The organism is Kitasatospora herbaricolor (assembly GCF_030813695.1).
In the GTDB taxonomy this organism is placed as follows: Bacteria; Actinomycetota; Actinomycetes; order Streptomycetales; family Streptomycetaceae; genus Kitasatospora; species Kitasatospora herbaricolor.
The window spans coordinates 6,840,515-6,858,211 of sequence record NZ_JAUSVA010000002.1; the positions used below are offsets into that span (position 1 = coordinate 6,840,515).

At 74.0% G+C, this 17,697-nt stretch carries 16 protein-coding genes; 14 read left to right on the top strand and 2 right to left on the bottom strand.

What is annotated here, in order from left to right; genetic code table 11:
• Positions 1-75: 75 nt before the first annotated feature.
• The 9 genes from J2S46_RS29965 (at position 76) to J2S46_RS30005 (ending at position 8,130) form a co-directional block, all read left to right on the top strand.
• Positions 76-1,626 carry a GMC family oxidoreductase gene (locus J2S46_RS29965; RefSeq protein WP_191291275.1) on the top strand — a complete coding sequence of 517 codons (1,551 nt, stop codon included), beginning with the start codon at positions 76-78 and terminating at the stop codon, positions 1,624-1,626.
• Positions 1,627-1,754: 128 nt separating this feature from the next.
• On the top strand, positions 1,755-2,456 hold the full coding sequence (locus tag J2S46_RS29970; RefSeq protein ID WP_191291274.1) for a DUF899 domain-containing protein: 702 nt from the start codon (positions 1,755-1,757) through the stop codon (positions 2,454-2,456).
• The gene (locus J2S46_RS29975; RefSeq protein ID WP_191291273.1) at positions 2,426-2,632 is read left to right on the top strand and encodes a hypothetical protein; all 207 of its coding nucleotides are present in this window, start codon (positions 2,426-2,428) and stop codon (positions 2,630-2,632) included. Before J2S46_RS29970 ends, J2S46_RS29975 begins: the two co-directional genes overlap by 31 nt.
• 472 nt (positions 2,633-3,104) lie before the next feature.
• Positions 3,105-3,476, top strand: coding sequence for an ArsR/SmtB family transcription factor (locus J2S46_RS29980; protein ID WP_191291272.1), 372 nt, complete (start codon positions 3,105-3,107; stop codon positions 3,474-3,476).
• Positions 3,477-3,881: 405 nt separating this feature from the next.
• Positions 3,882-4,520, top strand: coding sequence for a carboxymuconolactone decarboxylase family protein (locus J2S46_RS29985; protein WP_191291271.1), 639 nt, complete (start codon positions 3,882-3,884; stop codon positions 4,518-4,520).
• On the top strand, positions 4,520-5,395 hold the full coding sequence (locus tag J2S46_RS29990) for an SDR family NAD(P)-dependent oxidoreductase (RefSeq protein ID WP_191291324.1): 876 nt from the start codon (positions 4,520-4,522) through the stop codon (positions 5,393-5,395). The genes J2S46_RS29985 and J2S46_RS29990 overlap by 1 nt, the downstream gene beginning before the upstream one ends.
• Before the next feature lie 20 nt (positions 5,396-5,415).
• The gene (locus J2S46_RS29995) at positions 5,416-6,204 is read left to right on the top strand and encodes an SAM-dependent methyltransferase (protein ID WP_191291270.1); all 789 of its coding nucleotides are present in this window, start codon (positions 5,416-5,418) and stop codon (positions 6,202-6,204) included.
• Between the two features lie 35 nt (positions 6,205-6,239).
• Complete coding sequence (locus J2S46_RS30000) at positions 6,240-7,289, top strand: carboxymuconolactone decarboxylase family protein (protein ID WP_191291269.1); 1,050 nt, start codon at positions 6,240-6,242, stop codon at positions 7,287-7,289.
• Positions 7,290-7,362: 73 nt separating this feature from the next.
• On the top strand, positions 7,363-8,130 hold the full coding sequence (locus tag J2S46_RS30005) for a helix-turn-helix transcriptional regulator (protein WP_079197519.1): 768 nt from the start codon (positions 7,363-7,365) through the stop codon (positions 8,128-8,130).
• A gap of 183 nt (positions 8,131-8,313) precedes the next feature.
• Here J2S46_RS30005 and J2S46_RS30010 read toward each other — a convergent pair whose 3' ends face one another.
• Positions 8,314-9,258, bottom strand: coding sequence for an ABC transporter permease (locus J2S46_RS30010; protein WP_191291268.1), 945 nt, complete (start codon positions 9,256-9,258; stop codon positions 8,314-8,316).
• Positions 9,255-10,196 (bottom strand): ABC transporter ATP-binding protein, encoded by a 942-nt coding sequence (locus J2S46_RS30015; protein WP_191291267.1) that lies wholly within the window; start codon positions 10,194-10,196, stop codon positions 9,255-9,257. The genes J2S46_RS30010 and J2S46_RS30015 overlap by 4 nt, the downstream gene beginning before the upstream one ends.
• Before the next feature lie 261 nt (positions 10,197-10,457).
• Between J2S46_RS30015 and J2S46_RS30020 the strand changes: the two genes are divergently transcribed.
• From J2S46_RS30020 to J2S46_RS30040, 5 genes are all read left to right on the top strand, one after another.
• On the top strand, positions 10,458-10,622 hold the full coding sequence (locus J2S46_RS30020) for a hypothetical protein (RefSeq protein WP_190211860.1): 165 nt from the start codon (positions 10,458-10,460) through the stop codon (positions 10,620-10,622).
• A gap of 169 nt (positions 10,623-10,791) precedes the next feature.
• Complete coding sequence (locus J2S46_RS30025) at positions 10,792-12,105, top strand: cytochrome P450 (protein ID WP_191291266.1); 1,314 nt, start codon at positions 10,792-10,794, stop codon at positions 12,103-12,105.
• 191 nt (positions 12,106-12,296) lie between these two features.
• The gene (locus tag J2S46_RS30030; protein WP_191291265.1) at positions 12,297-13,130 is read left to right on the top strand and encodes a biotin/lipoyl-containing protein; all 834 of its coding nucleotides are present in this window, start codon (positions 12,297-12,299) and stop codon (positions 13,128-13,130) included.
• Positions 13,127-15,484: an ATP-binding cassette domain-containing protein gene (locus tag J2S46_RS30035; RefSeq protein ID WP_191291264.1), complete on the top strand. Its 2,358-nt coding sequence runs from the start codon at positions 13,127-13,129 to the stop codon at positions 15,482-15,484. Before J2S46_RS30030 ends, J2S46_RS30035 begins: the two co-directional genes overlap by 4 nt.
• Positions 15,481-17,697, top strand: a complete 2,217-nt coding sequence (locus tag J2S46_RS30040) for an ATP-binding cassette domain-containing protein (protein ID WP_307351721.1) — start codon at positions 15,481-15,483, stop codon at positions 17,695-17,697. The genes J2S46_RS30035 and J2S46_RS30040 overlap by 4 nt, the downstream gene beginning before the upstream one ends.

A 17,697-nucleotide genomic window follows, 5' to 3' on the forward strand; every position in this document is an offset into this window, starting at 1 on the left:
CAGCCGACCCGGCGGCTGTGAAGCTCGTGGACAGAAGGTTGTTCCAATCGGAATCCGCGACCCCGAGGACGTTCCATGACGCAGACTTATGACGACATCGTTGTCGGATCGGGCTCGGCCGGCGCGGCGATCGCCGCACGGCTCAGCGAGGACCCAGCACGCAAGGTGCTCCTGCTGGAAGCAGGTCCCGACTTCCCGGGGAAGGACGACCTCCCGGCCGACATCCGGGACGGCAACGCGATGTCCCTGAGCGCGCACGACTGGAAGTTCAGGGCCGAGATCAGCGACGGCCGCCGGATTCTCTTCCCCCGTGGGAAGGTGTCCGGCGGATCGTCCTCGGTGGGGGCGACGATCGCCCTGCGCGGCGTTCCCGAGAATTTCGACGAATGGGCCGGCGCCGGAAACCCGGAATGGTCCTGGTCCGAGGTGCTGCCCTTTTACCGCAAGCTGGAGGACGACCTCGACCGGGGCGACGAGGAGATTCACGGAAAGGGCGGTCCGATACCGATCCGGCGGTGGCGGGCGGACGAGCTGACGCCCGCCCAGGCGGCATTCATCGACGCGAGCCTGGGGGCCGGGTTCCCCGAGGTGGCCGACCACAATCATCCGGAGGCCACCGGAATCGGGCCGATTCCGTCGAACCGCCGGGACACCGAGGTCCGGGTCAACGCCGCGCTGGGCTACCTCACCCCCGAGGTGCGGTCGCGGGAGAACCTGACCGTGCGGTCGGGCGTGCTCGTCCACCGGGTGCTGTTCGAGGGCGTCCGCGCCGTGGGGGTGGAGCTCTCCGCCGGCGGCGGGGTGGCCGAGGAGGTGCGCTCGCGCCGGGTGGTGCTCTCCGCGGGCGCGGTCAACTCGCCCACCATCCTGCTGCGCTCGGGCATCGGGCCGGCCGAGGACCTGCGCCGCCTGGGCATCGACGTCCGGGTGGACCGGCCCGGTGTCGGCGCCAACCTGATCGACCACCCGCGCACCGGCGTCTTCATGAAGCCGGCCCCCGGGGCGATCGACCGCGGCGCGCCCTTCCTGCAGGCCATGGTGCGCACCACGGCCAAGGGCTCGTCCGACTTCAACGACCTGCAGTACTACATGGTCAACCACTTCGACCTGACCATGTTCCCCGACCTGCAGATGCTGGCCGGCGGCAACGTGATCCTCGGCGTGATGGTGGTCGACCAGAAGCCCCAGTCGCGCGGCCGCCTGCGGCTGAGCTCCGCCGACCCGGCGGCCGCTCCCGACATCGACCTCAACTTCCTCGCCACCGAGCGCGACCTGGAGAAGCTCGCCGACGCCGTGCGGACCTGCTGGGAGCTGGTCAACCACCCCGGCATCCGCAGCCTCGGCGAGGACTTCATCGTCCTCAACGACCAGCTGATCGAGAACGAGGAGATGGTCCGCCAGTACACCCGGATCAGTCTCGACAGTGCCTATCACCCGGTCGGCACGGCCCGGATGGGTTTGGCCGAGGACGAGGGCGCGGTGGTCGACGGGCACCTGAAGGTGCACGGCACCGAGGGCCTCTACCTGGCGGACGCCTCGGTGATGCCGGGCATCGTCAACTGCAACACCAACCTGACCTCGACCATGATCGGCGAGCGGCTGGCCGACTGGCTGCGCGCCGGCTGAGCCGGTGGCCCCGGGGGTGCCCCCGGGAGGCCACGCGTCCCCGCTCGCAAGCGTATTCGCGCCCAGGATCAGCGCCAGCACCGGAACCGAACCAGCGCCAGAACCAGCACGAGAACCAGGAGAGTTCGATGAACCTGCCCAAGGTGGCAACCCGCGAGGAGTGGCTCCAGGCCCGCAAGGAGCTGCTGGAGAAGGAGAAGCAGCTCACCCGGCTGCACGACGAGGTCGTCGCGGCCCGGCCGGAACTGCCCATGGTCAAGGTCGACAAGGAGTACGTCTTCCACGGCCCCCAGGGCGAGCTGTCGCTGCTGGACCTGTTCCAGGGCCGGCGCCAGCTGATCGTCCGCCACTTCATGTTCGGCCCGGACCAGGAGGAGGGCTGCATCGGCTGCTCGATGCAGGCCGACTCGGTCGGGCACCTGGCCCACATCAACGCCCGGGAGACCACCTTCGTGATGGTCTCGCGCGGCCAGCTGCCCAAGCTGGAGGCCTTCAAGGCCCGGATGGGCTGGGACATCCCCTGGGTGTCCTCGTTCGGCTCGGACTTCAACGTGGACTACCACGTCACCACCGAGCAGGGTGAACTCCCGGGCGTGAGCGTCTTCATGACCGACGGGACGGACGTCTTCCACACCTACTCGATCTACGACCGGGGCGGTGACATCTTCAAGAACTTCTACAACTACCTGGACCTGACGCCGCTCGGGCGCCAGGAAGCGCAGCTGGAGCAGCCCTGGGACTGGTGGCGCCACCACGACATGTACGACAACGAGGCCGCAGCCACCGCCGGGACGAACTGGTGGAACGGTACGGACAAGTTCGCCAGCTGATGCGCCGGCCCGGCTGGCTCGCCCAGTACCCGGCGGTGGCCGGGGCGGTCCTGCTGCCGCTCGCCGGCGGCTGGATCGGCTGGTGGGTGCGGCACCACCCGCTGGGGGCGGTGCTGGGCGCGGTGGCCGGCCTGCTGGTCGCCGTGGGCCTGGTGGTGCTGGTGGAGTCCGGCTGAGCCCGGGCCCGTCCGAGGCGTCCGCCCGAGCGCCCGAGCGCCGGGGGCCGTCCGTCCGACCGCGAGCAGCGGTCGGACGGACGGCCCCCGGCGCTCCTCGGCGTTCCCGGCCGGATGAGGCGGGCCGGGGCTGCCCGCGCCGGGCCGAGGGCGGCCGCAGGGGCGCCGGTCCGGGGCGGGTCGAGGGCGACCGCCGGGGCAGGTCGGTGGAGTTCGGTGCAGGTCGGTGCTGGTCCGGGGGAGGTACGGCGGGCGGCCGCCGGAATCCGTTCGCGCCCGGAGTGCAACTCCCAGGTTGCTCCTGGGGGGCCGATGTGCGACTATGGAGTCGTATCCATTGGCGGCAGTGAAGGAGCCCTCTCATGGGTGGCCGGCTGATCGAACACGACGCCCTGTTCGAGGCGCGGCCGGAGCCGGTCCGGTCCCGGGTGGCCGGGCCGGGACTCCGGGTCCGCGTCGAAAAGTCGTCCGTGTGACGGAGAAACCCGCCGGCGCCGCCGAGGGGGTCGACAGCGTGCTCGCCGCGCTGGCCGACCCCACCCGCCGCCGCCTGCTCGACCTGCTCGCCGCCCGGGGCGAGGTCACCGCGACCACCCTCGCCGGAAGCCTTCCGGTGACCAGGCAGGCGGTGGTCAAGCACCTCAGCGTCCTGGACGCCGCCGGACTGGTCTCCGGCGTCCGGGTGGGACGCGAGGTGCGGTACTCGGTGCAGCCGGCCGCGCTGGACGCCACCGCACGCTGGATGGCCACCCTCGCGGCCGACTGGGACCGCCGGCTCGCCACCGTCAAGCGCATCGCGGAGGCGGCCGAACGGGAGGCCCACCGCCCCGGGACACCCCGCTAGGGGTCATCGGACCGGGCCCGGACCGCCGGACCGGGCCTGTGGCTCGGTCGCGGGCCCGTGCTGCGGGCGCGGGCCCGCACCGTGGCCGCGCCCGCCGGCCACGCACCACCCGCGGGGCCGGTGCGCCCGCGCGCATCGCCCGTCCGCGGTGCCCCCTCACTTCCGTCCCGTCGGCTCCGGCCCCGGGCGCACGAACAGCGCCCGGGGCCGGAGCCGTTCGCGTCCCGGGGCCGGCGGGGGGAGCCGGCGCCGATCGGTGGGCAAGGCGAATTGGCCTGTGGCAAATGCGACTTCGGAATCGGACGGTTGAAGGAAGAGGGCAATTTAGGAGACAACCGCTCTGCGCGCCCCTGACAACATCGGGTTGCTCGTGAATGTCCCGTCCACCGCGAAGGAGTCACTTCCATGGGTGAGCAGCAGGGTCCGGCGGCACGTGTTCCGCTGATCGAGGAGTCCGAGGCGACCGGCCGGACCGCGGAACTCTACGACCTGATCAAGAGCAGGACCGGTCTCCCATTCGTACCCGATATGTTTCGGCTGGTCTCCACCCGGCCGGATCTGATGGAGGTGCTCATCACCGGGTACACCGGCGTCTTCAACGACGGTGTGCTGCCGCGGGCCACCCGCGAGATGATCTCCGCCTGGAGTTCCAAGGTCAACGGCTGCCCCTACTGCGTCGGGACCCACAACTGGTTCCTCTCGCAGTTCGGCGGCAGCGAGGAGCTGACCCACGCGATCGCCACCGCCGACAAGCCCGGTGAACTCCCGCTCGACGAGCGGACCCTGGCGCTGATGGAGCTGGTCACCCAGGTCTGCACCGGCGCCTACCGGATCACCGACGAGGACTGGGACCGGGTCGCCGCCGCCGGCTGGAGCAACGAGGAGATGCTGGAGGCGGTCTTCACCGCAGGGCTCTTCGCCTTCATCAACCGGCTGGTGGACGGCTTCGGCCTGGGCACCGCGATGACCCGCAGCCGGATCTCCCGGCAGTCCGACACCGACACCGATGCCGGTGCGGACGGCGGAGCCGGGACGGCGGCGTGATGACGCCGTCCCGGGCGGTCCTGCTGACCGGCGCCTCCTCCGGCACCGGGATGTCCTCCGGCACCGGCCAGGCCGCGGCGCTGCGCCTGCACCGCGCCGGTTGGCCGGTCTACGCGACCGGCCGCAACCTGGAGGCGCTGGCGGGCCTGGCGGCCGAGGGGATCCAGGTGCTCCACCTGGACGTGACGGACGAACAGTCGATGATCGACGCGGTGGACAAGATCACCGCCGAGCACGGCGCGGTCGGCACCCTCATCAACAACGCGGCCTACAGCCTGAACGGCACCATCGGCGAGACCCCGATCGAGGAGGTGCGCCGGCAGTTCGAGACCAACGTCTTCGGGCTCTCCCGGCTCACCCAGCTGGTGCTCCCCGGGATGCGGGCCCAGGGCAGCGGCCGGGTGGTCATCATGTCCTCCATCTTCGGCCAGTTCGCCACCCCGGGCCGCGGCTACTACCAGGCCACCAAGCACGCCCTGGAGGCGATCGGCGACTCGCTGCGGCACGAGGTGTCCGGCTTCGGCATCAAGGTGGTGCTGATCGAGCCCTCACCGGTGCTCGGCGGCTTCGTGCCGATGTCGGTGGCCGACCTCGGGATGTCCGGGCAGGAGAAGACCGGCCTGTACGACGACTTCTGGCAGTACTTCGTCGACTGGCACGGCGCCTACCGCGAGACCGACCACCCGACCGGGCGCGGCCGGATGGCCGTTCGCGCGGAGACCGTGGCGAAGGTCATCGAGAAGGCCGTGAGCAGCGACAACCCGCAGATCCGCTACCGGATCGGGGTGCCCTCGCGGCTGCTTCCCCGGATGCGCTGGACGATCGGAGACCGGCTCTTCGAGAAGTTCGTGCGCGCCTTCTTCCCGATCCCCTGACAGTTCAGCTGAGGAATGGTGTGACCGACGAGTTCGACATCCCCAGTCTGGCGCGGGCCGTGGACTACCTGCTGGGTGGTGCGGCCAACGGGCCGGCCGACCGGACGGCCGCCGAGCGGGCCTGCACCGCCTGGCCGGCCGGTGACCTGCGGGCCGAGCTGCGGACGGCCCGTGCCGCGCTCGGCCGGATCGTGGGCCACCTGGTCGGCGGGGCGGACGTGCGGCAGCTGCTGCACATCGGCGCGGGCCTGCCGACCATGGGCAGCACCCACCAGGTGGCCCAGCGGGTGTCCCCGGACACCCGGGTGGTCTACGTGGGCCGGGACGACGGTGTGGTCGACCATGCGCGGCGGCTGCTCCGGCAGCAGCCGCGCAGCCCGACGGCCTACGTGCAGGGGGAGTTGGGCGATCCGGACCAGGTCCTGCGGGACGCCGCGGCGACCTTGGACCTGTCCCGCCCGGTCGGCCTGCTGCTCTTCGGCGGGCTGCACTTCGTCCCCGGCGAGGAGGACCCGGCGGGCCTGGTGCGGCTGCTGGTGGACGCCGTCCCGTCCGGCAGCTGGGTGGCCTTCGGGCACCTGGCGCCGCACGAGCTGGCCGGGCCGATGGACGCCGCGCTGGAGCTGCTGCTGCCCGGCTGGGGCACCCAGGTGGTGCGCCGGGACCGGGCCGAGGTCGCGGCGCTGCTGGGTGAGGATCTGGAACTGGCGTCGCCGGGAGTGGTGGCGCCTGGGGAGTGGCGTCCGGAGCCGGTGGCCGAACAGGCCGGGGCTCCGGCGATGTGGTGTGCCGTGGCACGCAAGCCGTGAATCGACCGCTGACCGTTCGAACCGGGGAGAGTTCCGTGCGCAGAAAGTTTGTCCAGTCCCGCTTGCGAGGTCTGTCGCTGATGCAGGTGCGCCATGTGAAGCCGGTCGGCTTCGACCGGGCGCGCGGTGGCGTCGCCCAGGTCTACCGGGAGCTGGAACGGGACTTCGGGGTGCTCGCACCGCCGATCGCCCTCCACTCGCCCGCGACCGGCCCGCTCGCCGCCAGCTGGCTGATGCTGCGGGAGACCATGCTGGTGGAGGGGGCCGCCCCGCGGCCGGCCAAGGAGGCGGTGGCGTGCGCCGTCTCGGTGGCCAACGAGTGCCCGTTCTGCGAGCGGATGCACACCGCCGTCCTGCACAGCCTGACACCCGGCCGCGCCACCGATTGCGGGGCCGGGCGGTTCGACGAGGTCACCGAGTGGGCCCGGCTGGGCGCCGTCCGCGACACGGCGGCCGCGAACCCGCGGCCCTTCCCGTCCGGGCAACTGCCCGAACTGCTCGGCACCGTCGTCATCATGCAGTACCTCAACCGGATGGTGAACGTCTTCCTCGGCGGGGTGCCGCTGCCGCCCGGCGCACCGGAGAGCTCGCTGCGCCCGGTACTGCGGGTGCTGACCTGGCTGATCCGCTCCTCCGCCCGCTCGGAGCCGGCGCCCGGCGTCTCGCTGGACCTGCTGGCGCCCGCCCCGCTGCCCGCCGACCTCGCCTGGGCCGAGGGCAACCCGGTGATCGCCTCGGCCTTCGCCCGGGCCGCTGCCGCCGTCGAGGAGGCCGGGCGCGCGGACGTGCCGAAGGCCGTCCAGGAGCTGCTGCACGACACCCTCGCGCGCTGGGACGGCCGCCCGCCCGGGCTCGGCCGGGGCTGGGCCGACCAGGCCGTCGCCGCCCTCGTCCCCCAGGAGCGTCCGGCGGCCCGGCTGGTGCTGCTGACCGCCCTCGCCTCCTACACCGTGGACGAGACCGTGATCGCCGACTTCCGCCGGGCCGCCGGTGAGCCGGGCGACCGCGCGCTGGTCGGGCTGACGGCCTGGGCCAGCCTGACGGCCGCCCGCCAGGTCGGAGCGTGGATGCAGCAGGACGGCTGACCGCCGGCCCGGAGCGCCGGCAGCACCTTGTTCGTACGGATACCCCCGGATTCGCACGGAAGGAAGAGATGTCTTGCAAGCCGCTGTCGAGCGTGCCATCGCGACGATGTGGGAGCGCTACGAGGAACCGCTGTCGCTGGACGACATCGCGGACACCGCCATTCTGAGCAAGTTCTACTTCTCCCGGGTGTTCCGGACGCTCACCGGCACCTCGCCGGGACGCTTCCTGTCCGCGATCCGGCTGCACAAGGCGAAGAACCTGCTGCTCCGGACCCCACTGAGCGTCACCGACATCTCCTACCAGGTGGGTTACAACAGTCTCGGTACCTTCACCAGCCGCTTCACCCGCAGCGTCGGGCTCTCCCCGGGCCGCTACCGGACGCTGGCGAGAGCGGGCATGCCCCGGGAGCCGGGCGCCTTCCGGTCGGCCGCCTCCCACCGGCCGTGCGCGGTGCGGGGCGTGGTCGGCGTCCCCGACGTGGGGCTGCCGACCCGGATCTACGTGGCGGCCTTCAGCGACCCGATCGTCCAGGGCGAACCGGTCGCCTGCGACGTCCTGGACGGGCCGGGAGCCTTCCGGCTGGACGGCGTCGCCGAGGGCGTGTGGCACCTGCGGGCCGCGGTGGTCGGGATGCGCGACGTCGAGCCGCTGCCCTGGAACCGCCGGCCGCTGTTCATCGGGGCGAGCCGCCCGGTGACGGTCCGGGCCGGGCAGGAGATCGAGGTCGACCTGGAGACCCGCGGGTTCTGCCCGTTCGACCTGCCGATCCTGCTCGCCCTGCCCGAACTCGACTGCTGGCAGCTGCCGCAGCCGCAACTGGCGGCCCGGACCCTCGGCTGAGCCCGGGCGCTTCGGACCGGGCGGGCCGTGCGGAGCGGCCGGTCGGCCGGGACAGGACGGGCCGGGCGGCGCAGGACCAGGACCGGGGGCCCCGGACGTGCGGGGGCCCCGGTCGCGGGCGGGTCCGCCCGGCCGCTCGACCGGCCGGGCGGGCACATCGGCGACCGGGGCCGGCCGTGGGTCTCATCCGTGGCGCGGCTCCCAGCGGAACAGCCGCCGCCCCAGCACCGCCGCCCCGGCCGTCCAGGCCGCGACCAGCAGCAGCGAGCCGGCCGCGTGCTGCCAGCCGTGCAGCAGGTCGATCCGCGCCGGCGCGCCGCCCGACCAGCTCTCGGCGCCGAACGGGCGGCCGAACCAGGCCGTCCGCAGCGTCTCCACCACCGGTGCCAGCGGCAGGTTGTGGGCCGGCCCCTGCAGCCACTGCGGCATCGAGCTGAGCGGCGCCACCACGCCGCTGGCGAACATGCAGACCAGTAGCACCGGGGTGGCGACCATCGGCGCCGCCTCGGCGCTCGGGGTCAGCCCGGAGAGCGCCACCGCCAGCACCGCGAAGAGCAGGTAGCCGGCCACCAGCGTGACCACGAACAGCAGCGGGTCGGCCGGCAGCGGCGCCCCGAACCACCCCACCGAGAGGCCGCCCAGCAGCAGGACCTGCAGCAGCACCACCGCGCCGGCCGCGCCGAACTGCCCGGCGAAGATCGCCGTCGCCGGGACCTCGGTGCCGCGCAGCCGCTTGAGCACCAGGTCGTCGCGGCGGGCGACGACGCCGTTGAGCAGGTTGATGAACGAGGTCACCAGCGCGAAGCCGATGAACCCGACGGTGCTGTACGCCGCCGCGTTCACCCCGCCGATCTCCTTGTCCCGCAGCGGCGCCGCCACCACCAGGTTCAGCAGCACCGGCAGCAGGAAGCCGATGAACGTGGAGCGCCGGTTGCGCCAGAACACCCGCCAGGAGAGCAGGAACTGCCCGCGCGCGTACTGCGGCCAGCCGAGTTCACGGTGCCGTTCGGCGGACGCGCCGGGGCGCTCCTCCGCCCCTCGGGCCGTCGGGCCGGCCGCATCGGTCCCGCCGGTCGCCCCGCCGGCTGCCCCGCCGCGGATCACGCTGCTGTCGGTCGCACTGCTCATCGGGTTCCCGCCCTCTCGTGTGCCAGCTCCAGGAAGACGTCCTCCAGGGAGGCGTTGCGCGCCTCGATGCCGTCCAGCTCCACCGACCTGCTCGCCGCCCAGCCGTGCAGCACGGCCAGGGCCGGCGCGGTCCGGGCCGCCGTGTAGACCACCGTGCCGTCCTCGACCACCGGTGACTCGCCCAGCACAGTGGGGAGTTGGGCGGCGGTGAGGCCGGGCGGCAAGGGGAAGGTGATCCGGGTGCGGTGCCCGGAGAGCACCTCCTGGACCGTTCCGACCGCGGCCAGCCGGCCCCGGTCCATGATGGCCACCCGGTCGGCCAACTGCTGGGCCTCCTCCAGGTAGTGGGTGGTCAGCAGGACGGTCGTACCGGCCGCCCGGAGGTCCTGCACCAGGCGCCAGGTGATCCGGCGGGCCTCCGGGTCCATGCCGGTGGTCGGCTCGTCCAGGAACAGCAGCTCCGGCGCGTTCAGCACCGCCAACGCCAGGTCCAGACGGCGCCGTTCGCCGCCGGACAGCTGCGCGACCCGGGTGCCGGCCCGTTCCGTGAGCCCCACCTGGCCGAGCACCTCGGCGGCGGGCCGGGCCCCGGACAGGAAGGAGCGCCAGGAGTCGACGGTCTCCGCGACGGTCAACTCCTTGAAGAAGCCGCCCTCCTGGAGCATCACCCCGGTCCGGCGCCGGACCAGGGTGCCCCGGGCGTACGGATCCGTCCCCAGGACCCGGACGGTGCCCGAGCTCGGCGGGCGGTACCCCTCCAGCACCTCCAGGGTGGTCGTCTTGCCGGCGCCGTTGGTCCCCAGCAGGGCGAACAGCTCGCCCCGCGCGACCGTGAAGGAAATTCCCCGCACGGCTTCGTATTCGCCGTAGCTGCGGTGCAGGTCCCGCACCTCCACGGCCGGTGTCCCGGGAATTCCCGGGCCTGTGGTGAGTGTCATGGAATACAGCGTGACCTGCGCCCACCGGTGAACGCAAGAGAGGGCATCAGTGCATGTCAGAGGGGGTTCAAAATGTCATGGATCAGGGTGTGGCATTTTGTAGAGGTGAATTCCTGACATCCCGTACTGACGAACTCCTGTGCCCCGGGTGCATAGTTTTCTCATCGCCACCAGCGAGCCGGAGAAAAAGCCGGAAAGCGAAATGGCGCCGAAGGTGACCAGCCCCGCCGGGGCCGGCGCCTCACCCGGAGGGAGACCATCATGGCCGACAACGAGATCACCTCGAACGAGCAGTTCGACATCGAGATCGAGGAGCTGGACACCGTCAACGGTGGCATCAGCGTCAGCTCGCTGGCCTGCGCCGCCTGCCCCGTCTCCAGCTTCTCCTCCGTGTCCAACGCGGCCGCCGAGACCGCCGCGGAGTAACGGGTCCTGTGCCGCGGTGGTTCCGTCAAGGCGGGGCCATCGCGGCACCCCTGTTTCCGCCTCCGCACCGAACCGGGGCGGGTCCCGGCCGATCGGGCGCCGGGCATCGACCCCGTCGGGCGGGTCGCCGACAACCTTCCGAAGACCAGTAGTTAAGGAGAGCCGGGCCATGGAGAGCCTCCGGCACGAGCTCGCGCGGTTCATCCAGCAGCCCGCCGCGCAGCAGGACCCACCCGCGCTCTACCGCCGGCTGCTGGCCGAGGCGCCGGTGCTCGACCTCGGCCGGGTCCACGTGGTCTCCGGCTACCAGGAGATCATCACCGTCCTCACGCACCCCGGGACGGCCGTCGACCCGACCGCCGTCGGCCTGCCCAGGGCCGGATCCACCGCCCTCGCCCGGATCGTCAACCGGATGCTCCCGATGCGCGACGGCGCCGACCACACCCGGCTGAAGCGCCTGGCGACCACGGCCTTCAGCGCGCGCCGGCTGGAGCAGATGCGGGCCCGCATCGAGTCCACCGCCGGCCGGATGCTGGACCCGCTGCTCGCGGCCGGCTCCTTCGACGTGGTCGCCGACCTCGCCGTGCCGCTGCCGGTGGCCGTCTCCTGCGCCATCCTCGACATCCCCGACTCCGAGCAGGACCGCGTCACCGGCTGGGCGAAGCTGGTCGCCCGCTCCCTGCTCGACGACTTCGGCGAGCAGGCGGACCCGGCGCGCATCGCCGAACTGGACGCCGAGTTCGAGGAGTTCCGCGACTACGTGGAGGAGCTCTGCGCGGCCCGCGCGGCCGCCCCCGGCGACGACCTGATCAGCCGGCTGACGGTGGCCCGGGCCGACGGCCGGCTGGACCACGAGGATCTGCTCGCCTTCGTGGTGATGCTGCTCGCCAACGGGCTGGAGACGCTGACCTCCGGCCTGGCCGTGGCGGTCTGGCAGCTCCTGCGGGAGCCGGCCCTCGCCGAGCTGCTCCGGGCCCGGCCCGAGCGCGCGGAGGCGGTGTTCGACGAGGCCCAGCGGCTCGGCAGCCCGGTGCGCGCCAGCGCCCGCGCCCTGACCGCGGAGGTCGCCGTGGGCGGCACGGTGATCCCGGCCGGCCGGGTGGCGCTGCTGCTCTACGCGGCGGCCAACCGCGACCCGCGCCGGTTCGCCGAGCCGGACCGTTTCGACCCGGACCGGGCCGAGCTGCGCCATCTGGCGTTCGGCCACGGTCCGCACCACTGCCTCGGCGCGCCGCTGTCGCTGATGGCGGGCGCCGCCGTGCTGCGCGGCCTGGCGCGGGCGGGGGAGACCCGCGAGCTGGGCACACCGCTGACGCCGGCCACCGTGCCGTGGAGCACCCAGTTCGTCTTCGGCGGGATGCGGGAGCTGCCGTTGCGCTGCCCGCCCAGGGCCGACGGCCGGCCGGAGCCCGCCGGGCGCGCGGCCTTCGGGGCGGACCGCCTCGCGGAGCCCGCCGGACTGGCCGGGGCGGTGCGCGGATGAGCGGCGCGGCGACCAGGAAGCGACCGGGCCGTCCGCCCGCGCAGGCCCTGCCGGGCGACCGCCCGGCGGACGGCGCCACCCCGAGCCCGAACACATCCGCGCAGGACACATCCGCGCAGGACACACCCGAGCACGACATACCGAGGGACGGCACGCCGGGCCCGCGACGGAGATCGGACGGCGGTAGGAGCGTGAGCGTATCGACCGAGGTGGCGGGCCCGCGGGCCGGTGACGCCGCCACCGCCACAGCCGGCACCACCAGCAGCAGCGCCGCACCCGCGTCCGCCCCCCGCGGCGCCGCCGTCCTGGAACCCGGGCTGGACCGCCCGGTCGGACTGGTCGGCGCACGGCTGTGGGCCGCCGCCGCCGCGCTGCTGCTGGTGGTCGGCGCGGGCACCGGCTGGGCGCTGTTCGGCACGCTGCCGCACACCCTGGCCCTTCCCGCGCTGCTCGCGCACGGCAAGGCGCCGCAGACCGTCCGGGCCGACCGTGCGGGCGCGCTGCTCGCCTACCGGGTCGGGCCCGGGCAGCTGGTGACCCGGGGCCAGCCGCTGGCGGTGCTCCGGACCGCCGACGGGACCGAGGTGACGGTGCCGGCGCCCGAGGGCGGGACGGTCACCTCGCTGCTCTCCGCGCCCGGCGCGGAGCTGGCGCCCGGCGCCGCCGTCGCCTCGCTGGACGCGGGCGAACAGCCCCGGACGCTGAGGCTGTTCGCCACCACGCTCAAGCAGGCCGGCCAACTGGTGCCGGGCCGGACGGTGCTCGTCCCGGTCCCCGGGAAGGGTGTCGTCCGGGCGACCGTCACCGCTGTGGACCCGCTGCCGGCCCGGGCCGACTCGCTGGCCGGGAGCTTCTCCGTCCCGCTGCCCGGCCTGCCCACCGGGGACGCACCGGTGTGGACGGCCTACGCCCTGCTGCCGGACGCGGACAGCCCGTCGGCCGGGCCGGTGCCGCTGACGGTCTCCGTCGACCTCGGGGCCCGCCACCCGTACCAGGCCGTGTTCGGAACGGGGGCCAAGCGGTGAGCCTCGACGTACGGGAGACCGTGGCGCCCGCCGCCGCGGAGAAGGCGGCGAAGTCCGGGAAGACCGGGGAGGCTGCGCGCGAATCGGCGCCGGAGCGGCCGAACCGGACCCGGCGCCCGCGGGCCCGCCGCTACCTGCGCACCCCGGTGGTGCCGCAGATGGAGGAGCAGGACTGCGGCGCGGCCTGCCTCGCGGTGGTGCTCGGCGCGTTCGGCCGCCGGGTCACCCTGCACGAGGCCTCGCGGTCCTGCGGGGTGAGCCGGGACGGTGTGAGCGCGGCGGCGGTCGCCCGGGCGGCCGGCCGGTACGGGCTGCTGGCGCGGGGACGCCGGGTGGTCCGGGGCGAGGGACGGCTGCTCGGGCTGGAGCAGGTGCCGGTGCCGTCGATGGTGCTGGTCACCGGCCCGCACTTCGCGGTCTTCGAGGGTGTCAAGCGCGGCCGGGTGCACGTCAACGACCCTTCGCTGGGCACCTATTCGGCTACCCCGGCGGAGTTCTGGGACTCCTTCGCCGGGATCGCGGTCGGCTTCGAGCCCGGGCCGGACTTCGAGCCGGGCGGCCGGCGGTTCCCGCTGCTGCGGGCGCTGACCGCGCGGATGCGCCCGTTCGCCGGGCCGCTGCTGCTGGCGGTGCTGCTCGCGGTGCTGCTCGCGGTGCCGGGCGTCGCGGCGGCCTTCCTGCTCCGGGCCTACCTGGCCTCGGTGGTGCTGGGCGGATCGACCGCCTGGGCTCTGCCGCTCACCCTGACCGCCACCGTGGTCGCCGCCACCGTGCTGCTCGGCACCTGGCTCCAGCAGAGCCTGGTCAACCGGGTGCTGGAGGCGATGGCGGCCCGCTCCTCGGCGGGGTTCCTGTGGCGGATGCTGAGACTTCCCGGATCGTTCTTCCACCGCCGCCAGCTCGGCGGCCTGGTGACCCGGGTCCAGATGAACGACGGCCTGGCCATGCTGCTGTCGCACCGCTCGGCCGGCGCCGCCGCTTCGGTGGCCTCGGCCGCCGTGCACCTGAGCGCGCTGGTCTGGCTGGAGCCGCGGCTGGCGGCCGTGCCGGTGGTGGTGGCGGTGCTGGACGTGCTGGCCCTGCGGGTCGCCGAGCGGCGGCGCGGCGGGCTGGTGCACCGGATGCACGCCGAGCAGTACAAGCGCGACGGGGTGGCCTTCGCCGGGGTGTCGGCGATCGAGACGCTGAAGGCGGAGGGTGCGGAGGACTCGTTCTTCCGCTCCTGGGCGGGCTGGCAGGCCCGGGCGATGGAGACCGGGCAGCGGGTGACCTCGGCGGTGATCGTGCCGCTGTCGCTGCCCGGCGCGCTCAACTCGGCGGCCACCGCGACGGTGGTGGTGGCGGGCACCTCGCTGCTGATCGGCGGCTCGCTGTCGGCCGGCACTCTGCTGGCCTTCCTGTTGCTGCTGAACGGGTTCCTCCTGCCGGTCGGGCAACTGGTCGGCACAGGTTCGGAGTTCTCGATGGCCAGGGCGCAGAACGCACTGCTGGAGGATGTCGAGAGCACCGAGCCGGACCCGTACCTGACGCCCGTCCTGGACGCCCCGGATCCCGAATCCGGTGACCAGGAGGCCGGACTGACCGGCGAGTTGGAGCTGCGGGAGGTCTCCTTCGGCTACGACCCCAACCGCCCGCCCGCACTCTCCGGGATCTCGCTGCGGATCCGTCCGGGGGAGTGGGTGGCCGTGGTGGGCGGCAGCGGCAGCGGCAAGTCGACGGTGGCCAGGATCGCGGCCGGGGTGCTGCGCCCGTGGGGCGGCGAGGTACTGCTGGACGGCCGGCCGCGCGACGACTGGCACCGTGCCGTGGTGACCGGCCAGGTCGCTTACGTGGAACAGCAGTTGAGGCTCTTCGAGGGCACCGTCCGGGAGAACCTCACGCTCTGGAACCCGGCCGCCGGCGAGGACGCCCTGCGGCGCGCGCTGGACGACGCCGAGGCCGCCGAACTGGTGGCCCGCCGGGGCGGGTTGGACGGCGGCCGGATCGAGGAGGACGCCCGCAACCTCTCCGGCGGGGAGCGCCAACGGCTCGAACTGGCCCGCGCGCTCGCCCTCGACCCGGCCCTGCTGGTCCTGGACGAGGCCACCTCCGCGCTGGACGCGCACACCGAGGCCGCCGTCAACGAGAACCTCCGGCGCCGGGGCACCACCTGCCTGGTGCTGGCCCACCGCCTCAGCACCATCCAGGCCGCCGACCGGGTGCTGGTACTGGCGGGCGGGCGGATCGTCCAGCAGGGCACCCCGGCCGAACTGGCCGCCGTGCCCGGCCCGTACCGCACGCTGCTGGCCGAGAGGGCGCCGGCGGCGGATCCGACCGTACGTCCCGTCGAGCAGAAGAAGGAGGAGAACGCATGAGCGCCACGGCGACCCGGCCGGTGACCCCGGTGGCGACGACCGCCGCCGCCACCGCCGAGGCCAACCGATCGGCCCTGGCGGCCGCCGTGGGCGCGCTGCACGCCGGCCGGGGGCGGGCGTCCGCCGCCCGGCCGGCCCCCTCGCACCCGGCCGAGCAGGCCCGCGCCGTGCTGCTGGCGCTGGGCCTGGCCGGCGAGGCAGGCCAGGAGGGGGCCGAACTCCCGCCCGCCGTGCGGAACTCCCGTGACCCGCTGACCGTACTGCTGCGGTCGGCCGGGGTGCGGTACCGCCCGGTGACGCTGCCCGTGGGGGCGGACGGCGGCGGGGATCCGGCCGGGACGGCCGGCCCGATGGTGGGGTTCGCGGCGGAGGACGGCCACCCGGTCGCCCTGGTGCCGCGCCCGGGCGGCGGACACCGCCGGGTCGACCCGGCGGGGGCCGGGGCCGGCCCGGCCACCCTGCGGACGGGGGCGCTGCTGCTCTACCGGCCGCTGCCCGCGGGGGACCTGGCACCGGCGGATCTCGCCCGCTTCGTGCTCTCGGTCCCGGGGGCCCGGCTGGACCTGGGCCGGCTGGCGGTGGCCGGCCTGGTGTCCGCGCTGCTCGGGCTGCTGATCCCGCTGAGCACGGGGGTGCTGCTGCCCGCCCTGCTGGCGGCGGACCGGCACCCGGTCCGCTGGCTGGCGGTGCTGCTGGGCTCCGCGGTGCTGGCGTCCTGGTTGCTGGTGATCGTCCGCAACACCGCCGCCGTCCGGCTCACCGGGCGGGTGCAGAGCGCGCTGGAACCGGCCGTCTGGGACCGTCTGCTCGGTCACGACGCCCGGTTCTTCCGCGACTACACCACGGGTGACCTGGTGCATCGTGCCAACGCGGTCGCCCAGGCCCGGCAGGCGCTGTCCGAGGTGCTGGTCGGCGCGGTGCTGGGGGCGGTGTTCGCCACCTCCGGGCTCACCGTGCTGCTGCTGGTGGATCCCTGGCTCGGCGGGCTGCTGCTGCTCGCCGTGCTGGCGGTGACCGGGGCGCTGCTCCTGCTCGGTCGCCGCCGCCAGCGCCACGAGAGCACGGTTTTCGAACTGCACGGCCGGCTGCACGGCGTGCTGTACGGGCTGCTGCTCGGCATCGACAAGATCCAGACGGCGGGCCGGGAGATCCAGGCCTTCGCCCGGTGGGCGGTGCCGTTCGCCGAACAGAAGCGGGCCGACGCCGCCGCCCAACGGGCCGACGCCGCCGCCGGCGCCCTCACCGCCGCCCTCCAGCCGCTGCTGCTGGCGGTCCTGCTGGCGGGGGCGACGGCCGCCGGTTCGACACCCTCCGGGCACCTGATGGCGGCCGGTGTGGCGGCCGGCCAGGTCGCCATGGCGCTCGGCCAGGTCACCCATGCCGCGGCCAGTGCCTACGGCATCGCACCGGTGCTGGACCGGGTCCGGCCGATCCTGGCCGAGATCCGGCCGGTGGACGGCCCGCAGCAGCTCACCGACCCCGGCGAGCTGCGCGGGGCGGTCGCCCTGGACCAGGTGACCTTCCGCTACCCGGGAACGGCCGCGCCCGCGCTCGACGGCGTCTCGCTGCACGCCGGGCCGGGCGAGCTGGTCGCCGTGGTCGGCCCGTCCGGGGCCGGCAAGTCCACCCTGGTGCGGCTGCTGCTCGGCTTCGAGCGGCCGGAGTCCGGTGCCGTCCGCTACGACGGGCGGGACCTGGCCGGGCTGGACGCCCGGCTGGTGCGGCGCCAGCTGGGCGCCGTCCTGCAGCACGGCCGGATGCTGCGCGGCTCGCTGCTGGAGAACCTCGCCGGCACCGACACCGACGTCACCGAGGACCAGGTCTGGGAGGCCGCCGAACTGGCCGGCATCGCCGAGGAGCTGCGCCGGCTGCCGCTCGGTCTCGGCACCCGGGTCGGGGAGGACGCCCAGGGCTTCTCGGGCGGTCAGGTGCAGCGCCTGCTGCTGGCGCGTGCCCTGGTCCGACGGCCGGCCGTCCTGCTGCTGGACGAGGCCACCTCCGCCCTGGACAACGCGACCCAGCTGCGGGTCGCCGAGGCCGTCGCGGGACTGGACCGCACCCGCGTGGTGATCGCCCACCGACTGAGCACCATCCGTACCGCCGACCGTATCCACGTGCTCTCCGGCGGCCGACTGACGGCCGCCGGCACCTACGACGAACTACTCGGCCACGACCCGCTGTTCACCCGACTCGCCCGACTCCAGGAGATGTGA

What these genes read in the sequence shown, in the direction of transcription:
- J2S46_RS29970 (WP_191291274.1), top strand. Translation starts at nt 1,755, where the DNA reads ATGAACCTGCCCAAGGTGGCAACCCGCGAGGAGTGGCTCCAGGCCCGC.
- J2S46_RS30025 (WP_191291266.1), top strand. Translation starts at nt 10,792, where the DNA reads ATGGAGAGCCTCCGGCACGAGCTCGCGCGGTTCATCCAGCAGCCCGCC.
- J2S46_RS30020 (WP_190211860.1), top strand. Translation starts at nt 10,458, where the DNA reads ATGGCCGACAACGAGATCACCTCGAACGAGCAGTTCGACATCGAGATC.
- J2S46_RS30015 (WP_191291267.1), bottom strand. Translation starts at nt 10,196, where the DNA reads ATGACACTCACCACAGGCCCGGGAATTCCCGGGACACCGGCCGTGGAG.
- J2S46_RS29990 (WP_191291324.1), top strand. Translation starts at nt 4,520, where the DNA reads ATGACGCCGTCCCGGGCGGTCCTGCTGACCGGCGCCTCCTCCGGCACC.
- J2S46_RS30040 (WP_307351721.1), top strand. Translation starts at nt 15,481, where the DNA reads ATGAGCGCCACGGCGACCCGGCCGGTGACCCCGGTGGCGACGACCGCC.
- J2S46_RS29985 (WP_191291271.1), top strand. Translation starts at nt 3,882, where the DNA reads ATGGGTGAGCAGCAGGGTCCGGCGGCACGTGTTCCGCTGATCGAGGAG.
- J2S46_RS30010 (WP_191291268.1), bottom strand. Translation starts at nt 9,258, where the DNA reads ATGAGCAGTGCGACCGACAGCAGCGTGATCCGCGGCGGGGCAGCCGGC.
- J2S46_RS29965 (WP_191291275.1), top strand. Translation starts at nt 76, where the DNA reads ATGACGCAGACTTATGACGACATCGTTGTCGGATCGGGCTCGGCCGGC.